Source organism: Ornithinicoccus hortensis, from assembly GCF_006716185.1.
Taxonomy (GTDB): domain Bacteria; phylum Actinomycetota; class Actinomycetes; order Actinomycetales; family Dermatophilaceae; genus Ornithinicoccus; species Ornithinicoccus hortensis.
In genome coordinates this window covers 573,487-591,584 of the sequence record NZ_VFOP01000001.1, presented here as the reverse complement: position 1 = coordinate 591,584, position 18,098 = coordinate 573,487, and the positions used below count along the sequence as shown (strand labels likewise).

Here is an 18,098-nt window from a genome sequence, read left to right as displayed (position 1 = left end):
CGATGTCCGTCGCCTTCCGGTACGCCGCCCGTTCCCACGTCGGGCTCGGCACGAAGTCCCGCAACGAGGACTCCGCCTATGCCGGGCCCGAGTTGCTCGTGCTCTGCGACGGGATGGGCGGGCACGCCGCCGGCGACGTCGCCAGCTCCCTGGTCGTCGGGGAACTGGTCCACCTGGACGGGGAGAGCCACGGCGCCGACGACATGCTCGACATCCTCGAGCGGTCCGTGCTGGAGGCCAACGACCGGCTGTCCGAGGTCGCCGACGAGACCGAGACGCTAGAGGGGATGGGCACCACCTGCATCGCGATGATGCGCTCGGGCGCCAAGCTGGCGGTCGCCAACATCGGCGACTCCCGCGCCTACCTGCGCCGCGGGACCCGGGTCACCCAGATCACCAAGGACCACTCGTTCGTGCAGAAGCTGCTCGACGAGGGACGGATCAGCGAGGAGGAGGCGCTGCACCACCCGCAGCGCTCCCTGGTCACCAAGGTCCTCACCGGTCGCGAGGGGGACGAGCCGGACCTGTCGATGCGCGAGCTGCGGGTCGGCGACCGGCTGCTCCTCGCCTCGGACGGCCTCACCGACTACGTCGCCGAGAGCACCGTCGCCGACCTGCTGCTGCAGGACGCGGCCCCCGGCGCCCTCGCGGACCGGCTCATCGAGATCTCGCTGCGTGCCTCCGTGCGCGACAACGTCACGGTCATCGTGGCCGACGTGGTCCCCGCGGGCGAGGGCACCACCAAGCCCCAGGTCGTGGGTGCGGCCAGCGAACGCCGGGGCACGACGCTGCTGACCCCGCAGACCCCCGCGGAGAAGGCCGCCGCGCTCACCCGGGAGGTCCACGGCGACGAGGGCGAGGGCCTGGAGCTGGCCGAGGAAGGCGACGGCACCGGCCCGATGGCCTGGATCCGGCGCACGCTGATCGGGCTGGCGATCCTCCTCGTGGTCGCCGGCGGTGGCTGGGCCACCTACGACTGGAGCCAGCGGCAGTACTTCGTCGGCGAGGACGACGGCCACGTGGCGATCTTCCGCGGGGTCTCCCAGGACCTCGGGCCGATCGAGCTGTCCACCGTCGAGGAGGTCACCGACATCGAGGTGTCGGCGCTGCCCACCTACTACCAGCAGGAGGTCCGCGGCAGCCTGTCCGCCGACGACCTGGCCGGCGCGGAGGCCATCGTGGAGGAGCTGCGCGTGCTGTCGCTGCCGCGGTGCCGCGACCTCGCGCAACTGCCGATGCCGACCTCGGACGGTGACGCCGTGACGGTGACCGTTGGCCCCGACGGCCAGGCAATCACCGCCGGCCCGGACGGCGCGGCGAGCACGGCCGCCCCCGACACGGCCGGGCAGACCCGCGGGCCGGACACCGACGAGGCGACGGCCACCGGGGCACCGGAACGGCCGACGCCGATCGTGCCCACCGAGGACTGTCGCCCGTGAGCACCATCACCTCGGTGCGACCCCGCACCGGCCGCAACACCGAGCTCGTCCTGCTCCTGTTCGCCATCGCCATCGTGCTGCTGGCCTACGTCAACGTGGGTCTCGCGCTGGAGGGCACCGTCCCGGCCGACCTGGTGACGCACGGCGGGGGGCTGCTCGCGGTCACCGGGGCGTTCCATCTGCTGCTGCGGTGGAAGGCCTCGTATGCCGACCCGCTGCTCCTGCCGATCGCCACCCTCCTCAACGGGTTGGGTCTGGTGATGATCCACCGGCTGGACCTCGGCTCGGGCCGCTCCCCGGAGGCCTGGGCGTCGACCCGCCAGCTGATGTGGAGCGTGCTGGCCATCGTGATCGCCGGGATCGTACTGTTCCTGGTCCGGGACCACCGGATGCTGCGCCGCTACACCTACCTGGCGATGGCCGCCGGTATCGTCCTCCTCCTGCTGCCGATGGTCCCCGGCCTCGGGGTGGAGGAGTTCGGCTCCCGCCTGTGGATCCGAGTCGGTCCACTCAGCTTCCAACCAGGTGAGCTCGCCAAGATCGTGCTCACTGTGTTCTTCGCTGGCTACCTCGTCTCCACGCGCGACGCGTTGTCCCTGGTGGGCCGCAAGTTCCTCGGGTTGCAGCTCCCGCGCGGCCGCGACCTGGGCCCGTTGCTGCTGGCCTGGGGCGTCTCGATCGTCATCCTGGTCGGCCAGCGCGACCTCGGCTCCTCGCTGCTCTTCTTCGGGCTCTTCGTCGCGATGCTCTACGTGGCGACCGAGCGGGTCAGCTGGATCGTCATTGGTCTGGCCCTGTTCGTGGGCGGGGCGTATGTCGCGTGGCGGCTCTTCGCCCACGTCCAGACCCGGGTGCACCTCTGGCTCGACCCGTTCGCCCCCGACGTGCAGTCCGACCAGGTGGCCAAGGGGCTGATGGGGATGGGTCACGGCGGGCTGTTCGGGACCGGCCTCGGGCAGGGCTACCCGGCGGAGACCTACCTGGCCAACAGCGACTACATCGTGGCCAGCTTCGCCGAGGAGCTCGGGATGATCGGGGTCTTCGCGATCCTGGTGCTCTACGGGCTGCTGGTGGAGCGCGGCCTGCGCACCGCGATCGGGGCGCGGGAGGGCTTCGGCAAGCTCCTGGCGACCGGGCTCTCCTTCTCCTTCGGCCTGCAGGTCTTCGTCATCGTGGGGGGCATCACCCGGGTCATCCCGCTCACCGGCCTGACCACACCCTTCATGTCCGCGGGCGGGTCCTCGCTGTTGGCCAACTGGATCATCCTGGCCCTGCTCCTGCGGATCAGCGACCACGCCCGCCGCCCGGTGTCCGAGCGTGCCACGGACGAGGCCGGGCAGACCGCGGCACAACCGGCAGAGGGCACCCGGTGAACGCGCCGATCCGCAAGCTCGCGGTGGTGGTCTTCGCGATGTTCGCCGCGCTGCTCATCGCCACCACCTACATCCAGTTCGTCCAGGCGGACCAGCTGCGGGACCAGCCCGGCAACCGCCGCACCCTGCTGTCCAACTACAGCCGCGACCGCGGCGCCATCCTGGTGGACGGCGACCCGATCGCCCGCAGCGTGGACTCCGGGGACGAGCTGCGCCGCATCCGGGAGTACCCGCAGGGAGAGCTCTACGCCCACAGCACCGGCTACTACTCCTTCATCTACGGGGCCGGCGGCGGGCTCGAGCTGTCCAAGGACGCCCTGTTGTCCGGCACCGACGACCTGCTGTTCTACCGCCGGATCGTCGACCTGGTGACCGGCACCACGCCGAGCGGGGCCACCCTGGAGCTGACCCTGGACCCCGAGATCCAGGAGGCCGCGGCCCAGGCGCTGGGCGACCGGCGCGGCGCCGTCGTCGCACTCGACCCCCGCACCGGCGCGATCCTGGCCATGGTCAGCCACCCGACATACGACCCCAACGTGCTCGCCTCGCACCAGCTCGGCCAGGTGGAGGACGCCTGGAACGAGTTGAACAACGACGACAGCCGGCCGATGACCAACCGGGCGATCGCCGGCGACCTGTACCCACCCGGCTCGGTGTTCAAGCTCGTGGTGGCCGCCGCCGCGCTGGAGTCCGGCGACTTCCGGCCCGACAGCATGCTGGAGGGGCCGCTGCGCTACACCCTGCCGAACACCACGACCGAGCTGCCGAACTTCGGCGGTGCGGCCTGCGCCCCCACCGACGAGGTCAGCCTGGCGGACTCGGTCCGGGTCTCCTGCAACACCTCCTTCGCCTGGCTGGCGGGGGAGCTGGGTGCCGACGCGATCGCCGACCAGGCCGCCTCCTTCGGGTTCGGCCAGTCCCTGCAGATCCCGATGTCGGTGACGCCGAGCCGCTACCCCTCGGAGCTGGACGACGCCCAGGTCGCGCTGACCGGGATCGGGCAGTACGACGTCCGGGTCACCCCGATGCAGGTCGCCATGGTGTCGGCCGCCATCGCCAACGACGGGGTCGTCATGGAGCCCTACCTGGTGCGCACCGTCCGGGACCAGGACCTCAACACGATCGAGCAGACCGAGCCGCAGGAGCTGGCCGAGGCGATCTCGCCGAAGACGGCCGAGGAGCTGACGGCGATGATGGAGTCGGTCATCACCGACGGCTCCGGGACCGCGGCCGCGCTCCCGGAGGTGCGGGTCGCCGGCAAGACCGGCACCGCGGAATACGGCACGAACGGCGCGGCCCACGCCTGGTTCACCGGTTTCGCCCCCGCGGGCGACCCGGAGATCGCGGTCGCGGTGCTGGTCGAGAGCGCCTCGGATGACTGGACCGGCGAGACCGGTGGGGTGGTGGCCGCGCCGATCGCGCGGGCCGTGTTGGAGGCGGGAGTGAACCGATGAGCGAGGAACCACGCGTCCTCGGGGGACGCTACGAGGTCGGCGGGCTGATCGGCCGGGGCGGCATGGCCGAGGTGCACGTCGGCCACGACCTCCGGCTGGGCCGGACCGTCGCCATCAAGATCCTGCGGACCGACCTGGCCAGGGACACCTCGTTCCTGGCCCGGTTCCGGCGCGAGGCGCAGTCCGCGGCCGGGCTGAACCACCCGGCCATCGTGGCCGTCTACGACTCGGGGGAGCAGGAGCACCACGAGTCCGGCGGGGCCCCGGTGATGGTCCCCTACATCGTGATGGAGCACGTCGAGGGCAAGACGCTCCGGCAGGTGCTCAACGACGAGAAGGTGCTGGACCCCGACGAGGCCGCGCGGATCACCGCGTCCGTACTCTCCGCGCTCGAGTACTCCCACCAGCGCGGGATCGTGCACCGCGACATCAAGCCGGCCAACGTGATGGTGACCCGCGGCGGCGCGGTGAAGGTGATGGACTTCGGCATCGCCCGGGCCCTGGCCGACACCGCCGCGACCATGACCCAGACCCAGGCGGTGCTCGGCACCGCCCGCTACCTCTCCCCGGAGCAGGCGCAAGGGCTGGACGTCGACACCCGCTCCGACCTCTACTCCGCCGGGTGCTTGTTCTACGAGCTGTTGACCGGACGCACCCCCTTCGTCGGCGACCCCGTGTCGCTGGTCTACCAGCACATCGGGGAGCAGCCGAAGGCACCGTCCACGATCCAGCAGGACCTGGGGCCGGCGATGGACGCGGTCGCGCTGCACGCCCTGGGCAAGTCACCGGACACCCGCTACCAGACGGCCGCCGCCTTCCGCGACGACCTGCACGCCGCCCGCGCGGGTCGCCCGGTCAGTGCCGACGCCCAGGAGACGCTGCGCCGGGTGGGGTATGCCGCGGGCGTGGTCGGCATGGCCGCACAGACTCCCCTGGGCCAGGACCAGCCGACCGAGGCGATCCCCCGGACCGGCCCGCCGCAGGGTGCCGCCCGGGCGACACCGCCCGCCGGTCAGGGGCCCCCGGAAGGCCACGGTCCGGCATACCGGGACGACTTCGAGAGCACCGACGAGATCCCGGTGCGCGAGGAGCGGCACGGGGGCGGCTGGTTGGTGCTCACCATGCTGGCGCTGCTCGCCCTCGCGGGCATCGGCTGGGTCGTCTTCCAGGTCCTCGGACCGAACGGCGACGACCCGGAGGAGCCGATCGAGGTGACCGTCCCCGACGTGGTGGGGCGCACCGAGGCGCAGGCCGTCGAGGCGATCACGAACGCCAACCTGGTGGCCGACGTCAGTTACGAGAACGACGACGAGGCGAAGGGGCGGGTGATCGAGCAGACCCCGACCGGCAACGCCCGCGCCGACGAGGGCAGCACCGTGGAGCTGGTGGTCTCGCAGGGTCCGGACTCGATCACCGTGCCGGACGTGCGCGACTTCACCGAGCAGGCGGCCAGGGCCCGGCTCGGCTCGTTCAACCTGCTCGTGGCCGACGAGGTCGAGGAGGAGAACAACCCCGAGTTCGACAAGGGCCGGGTGATCAGGACCGAGCCACCCACCGGGGAGGCCGCCGCCCCTGACGAGGAGGTCGTGCTCGTCCTGGCCAGCGGCAAGGTGGAGGTGCCCGACGTCGTCGGCGACAACGCCAACCAGGCGTTCTCCCAGTTGAGCAACGACTTCCGGCTGGAGGTCGAGATCGAGTACCAGGACAGCGCGGAGGTCGAGGAAAACACCGTGCTGGAGCAGTCGCTGGATCCGGATGCGGAGGTCGACTACGGCACCGAGATCGTCCTCACCGTGTCGCGGACGCCCCCGGAGACGGTCACCCGGACCGAGTCCGTGACCGTGACCCAGCCCCCGCCGACGACCGACCCCGAGGAGCCGACGGACACCGATCCGCCGACGACGACGGGGCCCCCCGACGACCCCACCGGGACCGACCCGCCCGGCGACAGCGAGACGATCACCTTCGGACCGGGGGGCCCCGGGGCGGATCCGGACGACTAGCGGCTGGTCTCCTCGGACCTACCGCTGGACCGGGCCGACCGTGGGCTCGGTGGGCTCACGCGGGGTGATCACCTCGGCGTGCAGCGGCCGGGTGGGACCGGCGTAGCCCGGGAACTCCTGGACCCCCACGTCCTCGACCTGGTAGCCGAGGCCGAGCGCCCGGGACCACCCCCGGAAGTTGGTCACGACCGGGTCGTCCTCCAGCGCCTGCTGCATCCCCTCGACGTCACCGATCGCGGTGATCGAGTAGGGCGGCGAGTACACCCTGCCCTGCAGGTAGAGGGTGTTGCCGACGCACTGGACGGAGCTGGTGGCCACGATCCGCTGGTCCTGGATCATCATCGCCTCGGCGCCGCCGCTCCACAGCGCGTTGACGACCGACTGGACGTCCTGCTGGTGCACCACGACGTCGTCGACCGTGTAGCCCTCGGGAAGGGTCTCCAGGCTGTAGCCGGCGTCGTCCAGGGTCACCCGCAGCGCCGGTCCCTGCACCGGGAGGGTCCCCACGCCCGGGGCGATCCGGTCCGCCTGGGCGGTGGTCTGCCGGACCGTGCTGCCGTCCCGGCTCAACCCGTCCACCTCGGCGGAGAGCTCCTCGGCCTGCCGGGTCAGGTCGGCCACGGCACGGTTCCGCTCCTGGATCAGCCCCGCCAGGTCCGTCGGGCGCTCCACGGACCCGGTGCGGTCGGCGAGCGCCGCGGAGGTGCCGAACATCAGCCCGGCGGCCAGCGTGACGACCGGCACCAGGACGCGCCAGGACCCTCGCCGTCGAGCCGGCCGTTCGCTGGTCATCGGCGCGTCATCCCTCGATCCGGAGAAGTCGTGCACTGTCGCTGGTCAGGGTATCCCGGGGACCTGCGTATCCTGTGGGCACCACACCCGACAAGGAGTTACCGTGCCGGAGTCCAAGGGCCGCCCGCCCAAGAAGTCCCGATCCCGCGAGAAGCCGCCGCCGGACGTCGCCAAGGCACCGGCGGCCAACCCGCCGTGGTTCGTCCCGGTGATGTGTGGGCTGATGATCTTCGGCGTGCTGTGGGTGTCCACCTTCTACATCACCTCGGGCGACTGGCCGCTCAAGATCGGCTACTGGAACCTGGTGATCGGCCTGGGCTCGATCATGGCGGGGTTCGCCATGGCGACCCGGTGGCGCTGAGCCGTCGTCAGGACTGGTCGAAGAGCGACCCCTGGGGCGGGGCGTAGGCCGGGTCCACCCCGTCGAACAGGCTGCTCACCGACTCACCGGCGTGGATCCGCCCGATCGCCTCGGCGAACAGGTCGGCGACCGTGCGCACCTGCAGTTCTGGCCAGTCCGCCGGTGCCGGCACCGTGTCGGTGGTGACCACCTGCGTGATCATCGGGTGGTTCCGCAACCGCTCCACCGCCGGACCGGCGAAGAGCCCGTGCGTGCAGGCCACCGCGGCCTCGGTGCACCCGGCGTCCTCGAGCCGCTCCAGCAGCTCCACGATGGAGCCCCCGGTGGCGATCTCGTCGTCCAGCACGATCGCGCGGCGGCCCGCGACGTCACCGACGATCGCGTCGATGACGACCTTGTCGTCGGCCATCCGCTGCTTGCTGCCGGCCGCGACCGGCAGGCCGAGCAGCCGCGCGAACTGGGTTGCGGTCTTGGCGTTGCCCAGGTCCGGTGACACCACCACCGAGTCGGCTAGGTCCAGCCCCCGGAAGTGGTCGGCGAGCACGCCGATCGCCGTCAGGTGGTCGACCGGGACCGGGAAGAAGCCGTGCACCTGGGGCGCGTGCAGCGCCATGGTGAGCACCCGGTCGACGCCGGCCGTGCCCAACAGGTCGGCGACCAGGCGGCCGCCCAGGGAGATCCGCGAGGAGTCCTTCTTGTCCGACCGGGCGTAGGCGTAGTGCGGGATCACCGCGGTGATCTGGGCCGCCGACGCACCCCGGGCCGCATCCACCATCAGGAGCAGCTCCATCAGCATGTCCTGGGTCGGTCGCACCAGCGGCTGGACGATGTAGACGTCCCGTTGCCGGCAGTTGGCCCGCAACTGCGCCTGGAGGCAGTCGTTGCTGAACCTGCTGATGGTCGAGGGCGCCAACCGCACCCCCAGGCCATCGCAGATGTCCTTGGCAAGACCCGGATGGGCACTCCCGGAGAACACGACGATCTCGCGCATCAACTACCCCTCGGTGGCGGTCGGCACAGGGACACTCGGGCTCCCCGCACCCTAGCGCCGTCTCCTGTCGGTCACCCTGGGGGCAGCGCCATCCACACGCTATCCACAGGTCTGGGGATAACTACAGCGGTGTAACTCAGCTGCCGAACATCCAGACGACGGTGCCGGTGACCTCGTGGATCCGCCAGACCGACAGGGCGCCGAGCAGCAGGACCAGGACGGCGAGGCCGGGCCAGGCGAGCCGGCGGCGGGTGACCGACTTGCGGTCCCGTCCGCGGCTGCTGGTCAGGGCGTAGATCCCGGCGATGACCACGCCCGTGACGGCGCCCCCCACGTGCGCCTGCCAGGAGATGCCGGACACCAGGAAGCCGATCACCATGTTGATCCCGAGGATCACCAGGATCCCGGTGGTGTCCCGCCCCAGGTGCCGGTTCAGCACGAGCATGGCGCCGAACAGCCCGAAGACCGCGCCGGACGCCCCCACGGTCGGGGTGAACCATCCCTCGGGGACGCTCGCCAGCAGCAGCACCGCCACGCTGCCGCCCAGCGCACTGACCAGGTAGAGCGCCAGGTAGCGGGCCCGCCCGAGCATCGGCTCCAGGTAGCCGCCCACCAGGTAGAGGGCATACATGTTGAACACGATGTGCATGAAGCCCGAGGGCGAGTGCACGAAGGCAGCCGTGAGGAAGCGCCACGGCTCCGTCTCCGCGAGCCACGGTCCGAACCACAGCGCGACGGTCACCTCGTCGTTCAGCTGCTGGCCCAGGTAGGTCAGCACGCACAGCCCGATCAGGACCAGGGTGACCAGCGGGCGGGTCGTCCGGCGCGGGGTGCCGCCGAACCGGGTGGTGGCGCGAGGGGCCTCCCGGGAGGCCTGGGCGACGCAGTCCACGCACTGGATCCCGACGGCGGCGGGACGCTGACAGTCGGGGCAGGCCGGGCGGCCGCACCGCTGGCACCGGACGTAGGCCACCCGGTCGGGGTGGCGCGGGCAGACGGGTGCGGCCGCCGGGTCGCTGTGGCTCATCGGTGATCCGGGCGGTGGATCACTCGGAGACGATGACCTTCTCGATGACGACCGGGTCGATCGGACGGTCCATCCGGCCGGTCGGCACGTTGCCGATCGCGTCCACGACCTCGCGGCTGGCGCCGTCGGCCACCTCGCCGAAGATGGTGTGCTTGCCCTGCAGCCAGGGGGTCGGCGCAGTCGTGATGAAGAACTGGGAACCGTTGGTGCCCTTGCCCATCCGCTTGCCGGCGTTGGCCATGGCCAGCACGTAGGGCTGGCTGAAGTCCTTGTCCGGGCTGATCTCGTCGTCGAACTCGAAGCCGGGGCCACCGGTGCCCTGACCGAGCGGGCAGCCACCCTGGATCATGAAGTTCGGGATGATCCGGTGGAAGCCCAGGCCGTCGAAGTAGGGGGTCGGGTTGGCGCGGCCCGCGTCGTCCTTGTAGTCCAGCTCGCCCTTGGCCAGTCCGACGAAGTTGCGGACGGTCTTGGGGGCGTGGTCGGGGAAGAGGACGAGGTTGATGTCGCCCTTGTTCGTCTGGAAGGTCACGTTCATGTCGTTATCCTCGCACGGGGGCAGCTGCCCCCTCGGCTAGAGGTTTGCCGCCTGCACAGTGCAGGATGGGGGACAACGGCGAGACAACAGGAGGATCGGTGTTCAACCGCAAGAGCAAGAAGGAGAAGGTCGCAGCAGCTGCGGCCGACCGCGCCCAGCAGGCGGGGGACAAGGCTGCCCAGCTGCGCGACAAGGCAGCAGCAGCCGGTGAACGGGCCGCATCCACGGTGCAGGACCGGGCCTCGAACCTCGCGCACAACGTGCAGGACTCTGCGCTGTTCCACGACGTCAAGGACAAGGTGGGCCCCAAGGCAGGCGCCTACGCCGCCAGTGCCGCGACCGCCGCGGCGCACGCCCGGGACCGCGCGGTCCACGGGCTGGACAAGGGCATCGACGCGGCCGTGCCGAGGGCGAACGAGGCGCTGGACAGCGTCGGGCCCAAGGTGGACAAGGCGCACGACTACATCGTCGACGACCTGCTGCCCAAGCTCTCGGACTGGCTCGGCTCGGTCCAGGAGTCCAAGAACGACCTGCTCGCCCAGCAGGAGGGTCCGGTGGCCGTCGTCACCGGCGCGCCCAAGAAGAAGCGGCGCAAGGGCAGCGTGCTGCTCACCCTCGGCCTGCTGGCCGCGGCCGGCGCCGGGATCGCCTGGTACCTCAACCAGCAGCAGCAGACGCCCAAGACCGACCCGTGGGCGGCCAGCAGCGGGTCCCGTCCCGTCGGTGGCGCCCCGGGTGTCGACTCCCAGGTGCGCGAGACGCTGAACAAGGACACGGCCGCCGCCCCGGCCGCCGCCGAGGCAGCTACCGAGGAGCCGCTGTCCGCCGAGGAGGCGGAGGTGCCCGGCACCAACACCGACGCCACGACCGGCCTGGGCGACCGGGAGGTGACCGACGTGCTCGACGACATCGAGGACGGCAAGGACACCCCGAAGGGCCCCGGTCTGCCCTGACCCGACCCGCAGCACGGCCGCCGAGGGCGGTGGACATCCCGACCGGACGTCCACCGCCCTCGGCGCATCCCTGGCGGCTCCCGCTCCTGGCAGGTTCGGTGACACGCCCAGCGGATTCCCAGCCACGGGGACGGCCCCACCTAGGCTGGACCCGCGACCAGTCTCGGTCCGCCTGGGAGGAGCCACCTCATGACGACCACTGCTCACCGGGTCGATGCGCTACAAGCACCCCCGGCGGACACGGCCGTCCCGACCCTCCCGCAGGCCGCCCCACGGCATACGCCGGAGCACGACCGCGGTGCGCCCCGGCGCCGCCGGCACCACGGCCCCGACGACCTGCGGCCCCGGCCCGGCCGGATCCCCGGACTGGACGGCATCCGCGCGCTGGCGATCCTCGGGGTGCTGGTCTTCCACTTCACCCCCACGGTGCTGCCCGGCGGGTTCCTCGGCGTCGACATCTTCTTCGTCGTCTCGGGCTTCCTGATCACCACCCTGCTCGCCCGCGAGCTCACCTCCAAGGGTCGGCTGGACCTGCCGCGCTTCTGGCTGCGCCGGGCCCGGCGGTTGCTCCCGGCGCTGCTCACCGTCGTGGTGGTCAGCATCGCCGCGGCCCGCCTCGTCGGCGGCGACCTGCTCGTGGCGATCGGCCGCCAGGCGGTCGGTGCCCTGACCTTCTCCACCAACTGGCTGGAGATCGGTGCGGGGGCCAGCTACTTCCACAACACCTCGCCGCTGCTCTTCGTGAACTTCTGGTCGCTGGCCGTGGAGGAGCAGTTCTACCTGTTCTGGCCGGTGCTCCTGGTGGTCCTGCTCGCGCTCGCCCGGACGTCACGGCAGCGGATCGGCGTGGTCACCGCCGTCGGGCTCGGCTCGGCCCTGCTGATGGCGGTGCTCTACCAGCCCGGCACCGACGCCACCCGGGTCTACTACGGCACGGACACCCACCTGTTCGGCCTGATGCTCGGGGTGGCGCTCGCCTTCGCGTGGGCCGCCCCGCACCGGGCCGGCCTGCGCACCGACACCTGGCGGCGGGTGCGGCCGTATGCCGTGATCGGCGCCCTGGCGGTCCTGGTCCTCCTGATGCGGGTGCTCGGCGACTCCTCCGCGTGGACCTTCCGCGGCGGCATCCTGCTGGCCTGCCTGGCCACGGTCGTGCTGATCGCGGCGCTGCTGGAGTCGGACAGCCCGTGGCGCCGGGTGATGCAGCTGCGCCCCCTGGTCTGGGTGGGCGAGCGGTCCTACGGCATCTACCTGTGGCACTGGCCGGTGCTGATGGTCGCAGCGACCCTGGTGCCGTTCGCCCAGGGCACGGTCCGGGCCGCGCTGGTGCTCACAAGTGCCCTGGTGGTCACCTTCGTCCTGTCCGAGTTGTCCCACCGGTTCATCGAGACCCCGGTGCGCGAGGACGGGTTCCGGGCCACGGCGGCGCGGGTGCGCGACTGGGCGACCGCCCCCTGGTCCGACGGCTGGGCGCCCCGGGTCCTCGCGGGCACGGTGGCCTTGCTGGTGCTGTTCGCCGCGGTGGCCGTCGCCACCGCCCCCGACAAGTCCGAGACGCAGCAGCTGATCGAGGAGCAGGAGGCCCGCCTCGGCGGCACCCCCGTCCCCGGCGAGGACGCCGGATCCGCCGCCGGCGAGGAGGCCGGTGACGCCGAGGACGCCGGGGCAGACTCCGGCGCTGCGGACGAGGCAGCCGGTGACGAACGATCGGGCGGCCTCCTGGGCGACGGCTTCGGCCCCGGGGCTGCCCTCGGCGCGGGACCGGACTCCGGGTCGGACCCGAAGTCCGACAAGGGTGACGAGGCCCGGGCCGAGGAGGACGCCAAGGAGGACGAGGAGGACAAGGAAGCCGGCGACAAGGAAGGCGACGACAAGGGAAGCGACGAGAAGGACGCCGCGGACGGGGACCACCCGTTCGGGTACACCGAGGACGCCGACGGCCTGCTGGTGCCGGACGGGAAGGACATCACCGCGATCGGCGACTCGCTCGTGGTGACCAGCGCCGACGGCCTGGAGTACCGCTTCCCCGGGATGACCTTCGAGGCCAAGTCCAACCGCCAGTGGGGCGACGCGATGCCCGTCCTGGAGGCTGCCCTCGAGGCGGACACTGTGCGGGACAACGTCATCGTGCACTTCGGGACCAACGCCGGCGTGGACGGCGACGCGCTGCGCGAGGTGCTCGACACGCTCGGCCCGGACCGCCAGGTCGTGGTGATGAACCTCTACTCCTCCAGCACCTTCGTCCCCCCGTCGAACGAGACGATCGACGAGGTCGTCGCGGACTACCCCAACGCCGTGGTGGGCGACTGGCACGCCGCGATGACCGAGGAGCCGGAGACCCTCCAGTCCGACCGGATCCACCCGGACATCGCCGGGATGCACGTCTACGCCCGGGTGGTGGCAGAGTCCTTCGACAAGTTGGCCCGATCATCTTGATCCGGGACCGGGGTGGTGTGGGAGGCTCAGACCTGTGAACATCATCTTCGTCGAGCCCCACTTCCCCCGGAACCAACGCGAGTTCGTCCGGGCCCTCGCTGAGTCGGGCGCCAACGTGATCGGCATCGGCGAGACCCCCGCTGACTACCTGGACGACCAGTTGCGCTCCTGGATGCAGCACTACGAGCAGATCGGGTCGGTCACCGACATCGAGCAGCTCACCGCCACCGTCGAGCGGGTCCAGCGGATGGTCTGGGTGGACAAGCTCGAGGCGACCATCGAGGCGCACACCCTGGCGGCGGCCGTGGTCCGGGAGCGGACCGGCATACCGGGCACCTCCGTGCACACCACGTGGTTGTGCCGCGACAAGCCGTCGATGAAGGACGCCCTGCGCGCCGCCGGGGTCCCGACGGCCGCCTCCACCGGCGCGGAGACCCTGGACCAGGTGCTCGCCTTCGCCAGCAGGGTCGGTTACCCGCTGATCCTCAAGCCGCGCGACGGGGCGGGCGCCGCGGCCACCTCGAAGGTCACCAACGACACGGAGCTGAAGGCCGCGATGGCCGCGTTCGGTCCCGGGGTGAAGTCGATCGCCGTGGAGGAGTTCATCGAGGGTCACGAGGGGTTCTACGACACCATCGCCCTCGACGGCGGGGTCGCGATGGACTTCGTCTCCCACTACTACCCGGGCGTGCTCGAGGCGATGCGGACCCGGTGGATCAGCCCCCAGTTCATCGCCACGAACCGGATCGACGGCGGCGGTCTCTACGACGAGATCCGCGACATGGGCCAACGGGTCATCAACGCCCTGGGCATCGAGACCTCGGCCACCCACATGGAGTGGTTCTACGGCCCCAAGGGGCTGAAGTTCAGCGAGATCGGCGCCCGGCCCCCCGGCGTGGGCTGCTGGGACCTGTACTGCGCCGCCAACGACATCGACGTCTACCGGGCCTGGGCCGACTCGCTGGTGCACGGCCAGGTCTTCACCCGCCCCAGCCGGAGCCACTCGGCCGGGATCATCGCGCTGCGCCCCGACCGGGACGGCGTGATCACCGGCTACTCCGGCCTGGAGACGGTGGAGAACAACTACGGCCGCTGGGTGATGGACGCCCACCTGCCGGGCGCCGGCACCCCCACCCAGCCCGTTGAGGCCGGCTACATGGCCAACGCCTACGTCCGGATGCGGCACCCGGACTACGACATCCTGCGCGAGATGCTGGACGCGGTCGGCCAGACCGTCCAGGTCCATGCCAGCTGAGGCCGCCCCGGTCCCTTCGATCACCCTGCTCGGGCCCCAGCGCAACCCGCACGTCGACCAGGTCCTCTCCGACCTCGGCATCAGCGGGCGGATCGCCCTGGTGAACGCCGGGTGGCGCGAGCGCGAGCCCGACGACGAACTGTTGCGGGACCTGGTGGGTGGGGACGCGGTCAACCTGCGGCTCTGGCACCGGATGCAGGAGGTCTGGGACGCCGACCCCGAGTTCGCCGACGCCGACCGGCACCGTCGCCAGGTGCTGGAGGAGATGCAGGACCTCTACCTGCTCGGCCTGGGCCACGTGGACGACGCGATCGACTCGCTGCGCAACCACCACGCCCGCAGCGAGGAGGTGCACCAGATGGCCATCCAGGACGTGGAGCGGATCATGCGCGGGATGGACAAGGCGCACCTGGCCCGGGTCTCGCAGGTGCACGCCGAGTTCTGGGAGCGCTGGCGCCCGCACGAGCGGATGGCGGTGGCGGCCTTCCGCGAGCTCATCTCCCACGAGCTCGCCGACGTGTCGGCCGTCGTCATCACCGGCGGTCACGTCGGGGTGCTCACCGGTGCCCTGCACCTGTTCAACGTCGCGCCCCGGATCAGTTCGCCGGTGATCGCCTGGGGCGCCGGGGCGATGGCCCTGACCGACCAGATCGTGCTCTTCCACGACCGCGCCCCGCACGGGCCGTCGCTGCCGGAGGTGTTCTCGACCGGGGTGGGCCTGCTGAACGACGTGGTGGTCTTCCCCAGCGCCCGGGAACGCCTGGACCTGGGCAACCACGAACGGATGGCGATGATGGCGCGACGGTTCGCACCGGCCGAGAGCCTGCTGCTGGAGCAGCGCGCCCGGGTCGACGTGGGGTCGGACGGCCTGCTGCCCGAGGGTGCGCCGGTGCTCCAGCCCGACGGGACCCTGAAGGGGCGTGGGGCGGCATGAGCCCGAACACCACCAACTACCCGGCGCGCCGCCGGGTGCGCCACAAGCTGGCGATCAACGGCCTGCGCGAGCAGCGGGACCTGGACGAGGGCCAGATCGACGCCTTCCTGCACGAGCGGTCCGTGCCGATCATCGAGGGGTCCAACTGCACCTTCCTGTTCCGCGGCAACGCCGACGAGGTCTGGGTCACCCACCGGATCGTGAACCAGCCGCAGCGGGTGCCGATGAGGCAGATCGGCCAGACCTCCCTCTGGTACGTGATCATCGAGCTGCCGGCCGGCTCGCGGGTCGAGTACCAGCTCGAGGTGCGCCTCGGTGACCACGTGGAGCGCGGCAACGACCCGCTGAACCCCAAGGTCGCGCACAGCCCGGTCGGGTCCTCCTCAGTCTGCCAGGCGGTCGGCTACCAGACCCCCGAGTGGACCCAGCCGGACCCGGACGCCCGCCCCGGTGAGCTGCTGGACATGCAGCTGGACTCCCGTGCCCTGCGGCGCAAGACGCTGAGCCGGGTCTACCTGCCCGCGCGCTTCCGCACCAGCACGACATACCCCCTGCTGGTGGTCCACGACGGTGACGACTACATCAACTACTCGTCAATGAAGACGGTGCTGGACAACCTGATCCACCGGCTCGACATGGCCGAGACGATCGTCGTGTTCAGCAACCCGGGCGACCGGCTGCGGGAGTATCCCAACTACGCCCCGCACGCCCGGCACATCGCGCACGAGCTGATCCCACACCTGGAGGAGCGGTTCCCGCTGATCCGGCGCCCGGACGGCCGGTGCCTGATGGGCGCGAGCTTCGGCGGGGTCGCCTCGCTGTCCGTGGCCAGCCGCAACCCCGGCATGTTCGGGTCGCTGATCCTGCAGTCCGGCTCGTTCGTGTTCACCGACATCGGCGACGACCACGGCGGGGGCGAGGCGTTCGACCCGGTGGTGAAGTTCATGAACCGCTACCGGGGGGCGCCGCGCAAGGTGGTGGACCGGATGTTCATCTCGTGCGGGATCTACGAGCCGCTCATCGTGGCCAACCGCTCGATGGTGCCGGTCTTCGAGTCGACCGGCACGACGGTGCGGTATGTCGAGGCGCGCGACGGGCACTCGTGGGAGAACTGGCGGGACCGGCTGCGCGACGGCCTGTCCTGGACCTTCCCAGGGCCGCAGAAGTACGTCTACGAGTAAGAGGGCGACGGACGGCATACACTCCGCCCATGGAGCAGACGCCCGACGGCCACACGACCTACCTGCTCGTCGACGGCGAGAACATCGACGCCACGCTGGGCACCTCGATCCTGGGGCGGCGCCCGCACCCCGACGAGCGGCCGCGGTGGGACCGGCTGCTCAGCTTCAGCACCGAGCGGTGGGGCCAGCCGACGCGCGGGCTGTTCTACCTGAACGCCAGCACCGGACTGCCGATGTCGTTCGTCCAGGCGCTCAAGGCGATGGGCTACCTGCCCGTGCCGCTCTCCGGGCCCGCGGACGAGAAGATCGTCGACATCGCGATCCAGCGCACGCTCCAGGCCCTGCAGGACCGCACCGACGACGTCATCCTGGTCAGTCACGACGGTGACTTCCTGGAGGACCTCACGCCCCTGCTCGACGGGGACCGCCGGGTGGCGGTGATGGCCTTCGCGGAGTTCCGCAACAGCGGCTTCACCCCGCTGGCGTCGCAGGGGTTGATCAGTTTCGACCTCGAGCACGACGTGCAGGCGTTCAACACCCCGCTGCCACGGATCCGGATCATCCCGATCGAGGAGTTCGACCCGACGCAGTTCCTGGGCTGAGTTCTTCGGCTGAGCGGAGGGGTCGGGCCACCCGCCCGGTGCCGGTCACGCGTCCAGGACCACCCCGCCCCGGCGGCCCAACTCGCCCGGGAGGTACTCCACGGTCATCCGCGCACCCACCCGGACGGGCCCGGCCACCGTCTGGCTCGCCCACCGCTGCCGCCCGTCCGCGTCGGTGAACGTGACGGTGACCCTGCTGACCCGGGACTCGTTGAGGTAGTAGCCGCGGGTCCGCGTCACCGTGCCGCGCGTCGTGATGCCGCTGCGTGCCACGCGGCCCCGGCGCGCCCGGACGCTCTCCACCCGGCGACTGATCACCTCCACGAGCACGGCGGCGACCAGGCCGACAGCCGCCAAGACGGCCGGGAAGGTCCTGACCGCCACGCCCTCGCTCACCGCACGGGCCACCGCGCCCGCGCCCTGGAAGAAGAACGACCCGGCGATCGGCAGGAAGATGATGCGCGGATTCCAGTCCTCGGAGCGCCCGCCGGGGTCGCTCGCCAGGTGCAGGAAGGCTCCGGCGATGATCAGGAGGACGGACAGGGGGAGGAGCGCGGAGAACAGCCAGCCCGAGGTCTCATCCGCCGGCCCCACCCCCGCGATGAAGGACCAGCCGATCACGAAGCAGGACGTCATGGAGACGACCCAGCACGCCCGGGCCGCCCAGCCACGGACGCGATAGGAGTTCCACCACCGGGTCGACGGGTCGATCAGGCTCATCGTTCCTCCCTCCACGGGCCGCAGGGCTCCCTGTCCGCC

Annotated in this window: 16 protein-coding genes; 11 read left to right on the top strand and 5 right to left on the bottom strand. The window is 71.2% G+C overall.

The genetic code is table 11. The features are described 5' to 3' along the window. The first annotated feature begins 2 nt into the window (after positions 1 to 2). Genes FB467_RS02680 through pknB form a run of 4 tightly spaced genes read left to right on the top strand, consistent with a single transcriptional unit; the run spans position 3 to position 6,269 of the window. Positions 3 to 1,439 carry a PP2C family protein-serine/threonine phosphatase gene (locus FB467_RS02680; protein WP_141783723.1) on the top strand — a complete coding sequence of 479 codons (1,437 nt, stop codon included), beginning with the start codon at positions 3 to 5 and terminating at the stop codon, positions 1,437 to 1,439. Beyond that, positions 1,436 to 2,812 carry an FtsW/RodA/SpoVE family cell cycle protein gene (locus tag FB467_RS02675; RefSeq protein ID WP_141783722.1) on the top strand — a complete coding sequence of 459 codons (1,377 nt, stop codon included), beginning with the start codon at positions 1,436 to 1,438 and terminating at the stop codon, positions 2,810 to 2,812. Before FB467_RS02680 ends, FB467_RS02675 begins: the two co-directional genes overlap by 4 nt. After that, entirely contained in the window at positions 2,809 to 4,266 is a 1,458-nt protein-coding gene (locus FB467_RS02670) for a peptidoglycan D,D-transpeptidase FtsI family protein (protein ID WP_141783721.1), read from the top strand. The genes FB467_RS02675 and FB467_RS02670 overlap by 4 nt, the downstream gene beginning before the upstream one ends. Continuing rightward, positions 4,263 to 6,269 carry a Stk1 family PASTA domain-containing Ser/Thr kinase gene (pknB, locus tag FB467_RS02665; protein WP_141783720.1) on the top strand — a complete coding sequence of 669 codons (2,007 nt, stop codon included), beginning with the start codon at positions 4,263 to 4,265 and terminating at the stop codon, positions 6,267 to 6,269. The genes FB467_RS02670 and pknB overlap by 4 nt, the downstream gene beginning before the upstream one ends. Before the next feature lie 18 nt (positions 6,270 to 6,287). Here pknB and FB467_RS02660 read toward each other — a convergent pair whose 3' ends face one another. Continuing rightward, positions 6,288 to 7,061: a DUF881 domain-containing protein gene (locus FB467_RS02660; RefSeq protein ID WP_141783719.1), complete on the bottom strand. Its 774-nt coding sequence runs from the start codon at positions 7,059 to 7,061 to the stop codon at positions 6,288 to 6,290. Positions 7,062 to 7,164: 103 nt separating this feature from the next. On the opposite strand from FB467_RS02660, the gene FB467_RS02655 reads away from it, so the two are divergent. After that, a complete protein-coding gene (locus FB467_RS02655; RefSeq protein ID WP_141783718.1) occupies positions 7,165 to 7,422 on the top strand; it encodes a cell division protein CrgA in 258 nt (85 codons plus the stop codon). A gap of 7 nt (positions 7,423 to 7,429) precedes the next feature. On the opposite strand, the gene FB467_RS02650 is transcribed toward FB467_RS02655, so the two are convergent. The 3 genes from FB467_RS02650 to FB467_RS02640 form a co-directional block, all read right to left on the bottom strand. Then, entirely contained in the window at positions 7,430 to 8,413 is a 984-nt protein-coding gene (locus FB467_RS02650; RefSeq protein ID WP_141783717.1) for a ribose-phosphate diphosphokinase, read from the bottom strand. Positions 8,414 to 8,549: 136 nt separating this feature from the next. Further along, the gene (locus FB467_RS02645; RefSeq protein ID WP_141783716.1) at positions 8,550 to 9,440 is read right to left on the bottom strand and encodes a rhomboid family intramembrane serine protease; all 891 of its coding nucleotides are present in this window, start codon (positions 9,438 to 9,440) and stop codon (positions 8,550 to 8,552) included. Between the two features lie 19 nt (positions 9,441 to 9,459). Continuing rightward, on the bottom strand, positions 9,460 to 9,978 hold the full coding sequence (locus FB467_RS02640; protein WP_141783715.1) for a peptidylprolyl isomerase: 519 nt from the start codon (positions 9,976 to 9,978) through the stop codon (positions 9,460 to 9,462). Positions 9,979 to 10,076: 98 nt separating this feature from the next. On the opposite strand from FB467_RS02640, the gene FB467_RS02635 reads away from it, so the two are divergent. The 6 genes from FB467_RS02635 to FB467_RS02610 all read left to right on the top strand — a co-directional run bounded on the left by FB467_RS02635 (position 10,077) and on the right by FB467_RS02610 (position 17,339). Beyond that, positions 10,077 to 10,931 (top strand): hypothetical protein, encoded by an 855-nt coding sequence (locus FB467_RS02635; RefSeq protein ID WP_141783714.1) that lies wholly within the window; start codon positions 10,077 to 10,079, stop codon positions 10,929 to 10,931. Between the two features lie 189 nt (positions 10,932 to 11,120). After that, the gene (locus FB467_RS02630) at positions 11,121 to 13,367 is read left to right on the top strand and encodes an acyltransferase family protein (RefSeq protein ID WP_141783713.1); all 2,247 of its coding nucleotides are present in this window, start codon (positions 11,121 to 11,123) and stop codon (positions 13,365 to 13,367) included. Positions 13,368 to 13,401: 34 nt separating this feature from the next. Further along, entirely contained in the window at positions 13,402 to 14,622 is a 1,221-nt protein-coding gene (locus FB467_RS02625; protein WP_141783712.1) for an ATP-grasp domain-containing protein, read from the top strand. After that, on the top strand, positions 14,612 to 15,556 hold the full coding sequence (locus FB467_RS02620; protein WP_141783711.1) for a hypothetical protein: 945 nt from the start codon (positions 14,612 to 14,614) through the stop codon (positions 15,554 to 15,556). The genes FB467_RS02625 and FB467_RS02620 overlap by 11 nt, the downstream gene beginning before the upstream one ends. After that, positions 15,553 to 16,737: an alpha/beta hydrolase gene (locus FB467_RS02615; RefSeq protein ID WP_141783710.1), complete on the top strand. Its 1,185-nt coding sequence runs from the start codon at positions 15,553 to 15,555 to the stop codon at positions 16,735 to 16,737. The genes FB467_RS02620 and FB467_RS02615 overlap by 4 nt, the downstream gene beginning before the upstream one ends. A gap of 29 nt (positions 16,738 to 16,766) precedes the next feature. Further along, positions 16,767 to 17,339: an NYN domain-containing protein gene (locus tag FB467_RS02610; RefSeq protein ID WP_141783709.1), complete on the top strand. Its 573-nt coding sequence runs from the start codon at positions 16,767 to 16,769 to the stop codon at positions 17,337 to 17,339. Positions 17,340 to 17,384: 45 nt separating this feature from the next. Here the strand turns inward: FB467_RS02610 and FB467_RS02605 are convergent, their stop codons facing one another. Further along, complete coding sequence (locus tag FB467_RS02605) at positions 17,385 to 18,059, bottom strand: DUF3592 domain-containing protein (protein ID WP_141783708.1); 675 nt, start codon at positions 18,057 to 18,059, stop codon at positions 17,385 to 17,387. Between the last annotated feature and the right edge of the window lie 39 nt (positions 18,060 to 18,098).

Coding starts and splice junctions, on each gene's coding strand:
- FB467_RS02680 (WP_141783723.1), top strand. CDS start 3: ATGTCCGTCGCCTTCCGGTACGCCGCCCGTTCCCACGTCGGGCTCGGC.
- pknB (WP_141783720.1), top strand. CDS start 4,263: ATGAGCGAGGAACCACGCGTCCTCGGGGGACGCTACGAGGTCGGCGGG.
- FB467_RS02660 (WP_141783719.1), bottom strand. CDS start 7,061: ATGACCAGCGAACGGCCGGCTCGACGGCGAGGGTCCTGGCGCGTCCTG.
- FB467_RS02650 (WP_141783717.1), bottom strand. CDS start 8,413: ATGCGCGAGATCGTCGTGTTCTCCGGGAGTGCCCATCCGGGTCTTGCC.
- FB467_RS02645 (WP_141783716.1), bottom strand. CDS start 9,440: ATGAGCCACAGCGACCCGGCGGCCGCACCCGTCTGCCCGCGCCACCCC.
- FB467_RS02640 (WP_141783715.1), bottom strand. CDS start 9,978: ATGAACGTGACCTTCCAGACGAACAAGGGCGACATCAACCTCGTCCTC.
- FB467_RS02630 (WP_141783713.1), top strand. CDS start 11,121: ATGACGACCACTGCTCACCGGGTCGATGCGCTACAAGCACCCCCGGCG.
- FB467_RS02620 (WP_141783711.1), top strand. CDS start 14,612: ATGCCAGCTGAGGCCGCCCCGGTCCCTTCGATCACCCTGCTCGGGCCC.
- FB467_RS02615 (WP_141783710.1), top strand. CDS start 15,553: ATGAGCCCGAACACCACCAACTACCCGGCGCGCCGCCGGGTGCGCCAC.
- FB467_RS02610 (WP_141783709.1), top strand. CDS start 16,767: ATGGAGCAGACGCCCGACGGCCACACGACCTACCTGCTCGTCGACGGC.
- FB467_RS02605 (WP_141783708.1), bottom strand. CDS start 18,059: ATGAGCCTGATCGACCCGTCGACCCGGTGGTGGAACTCCTATCGCGTC.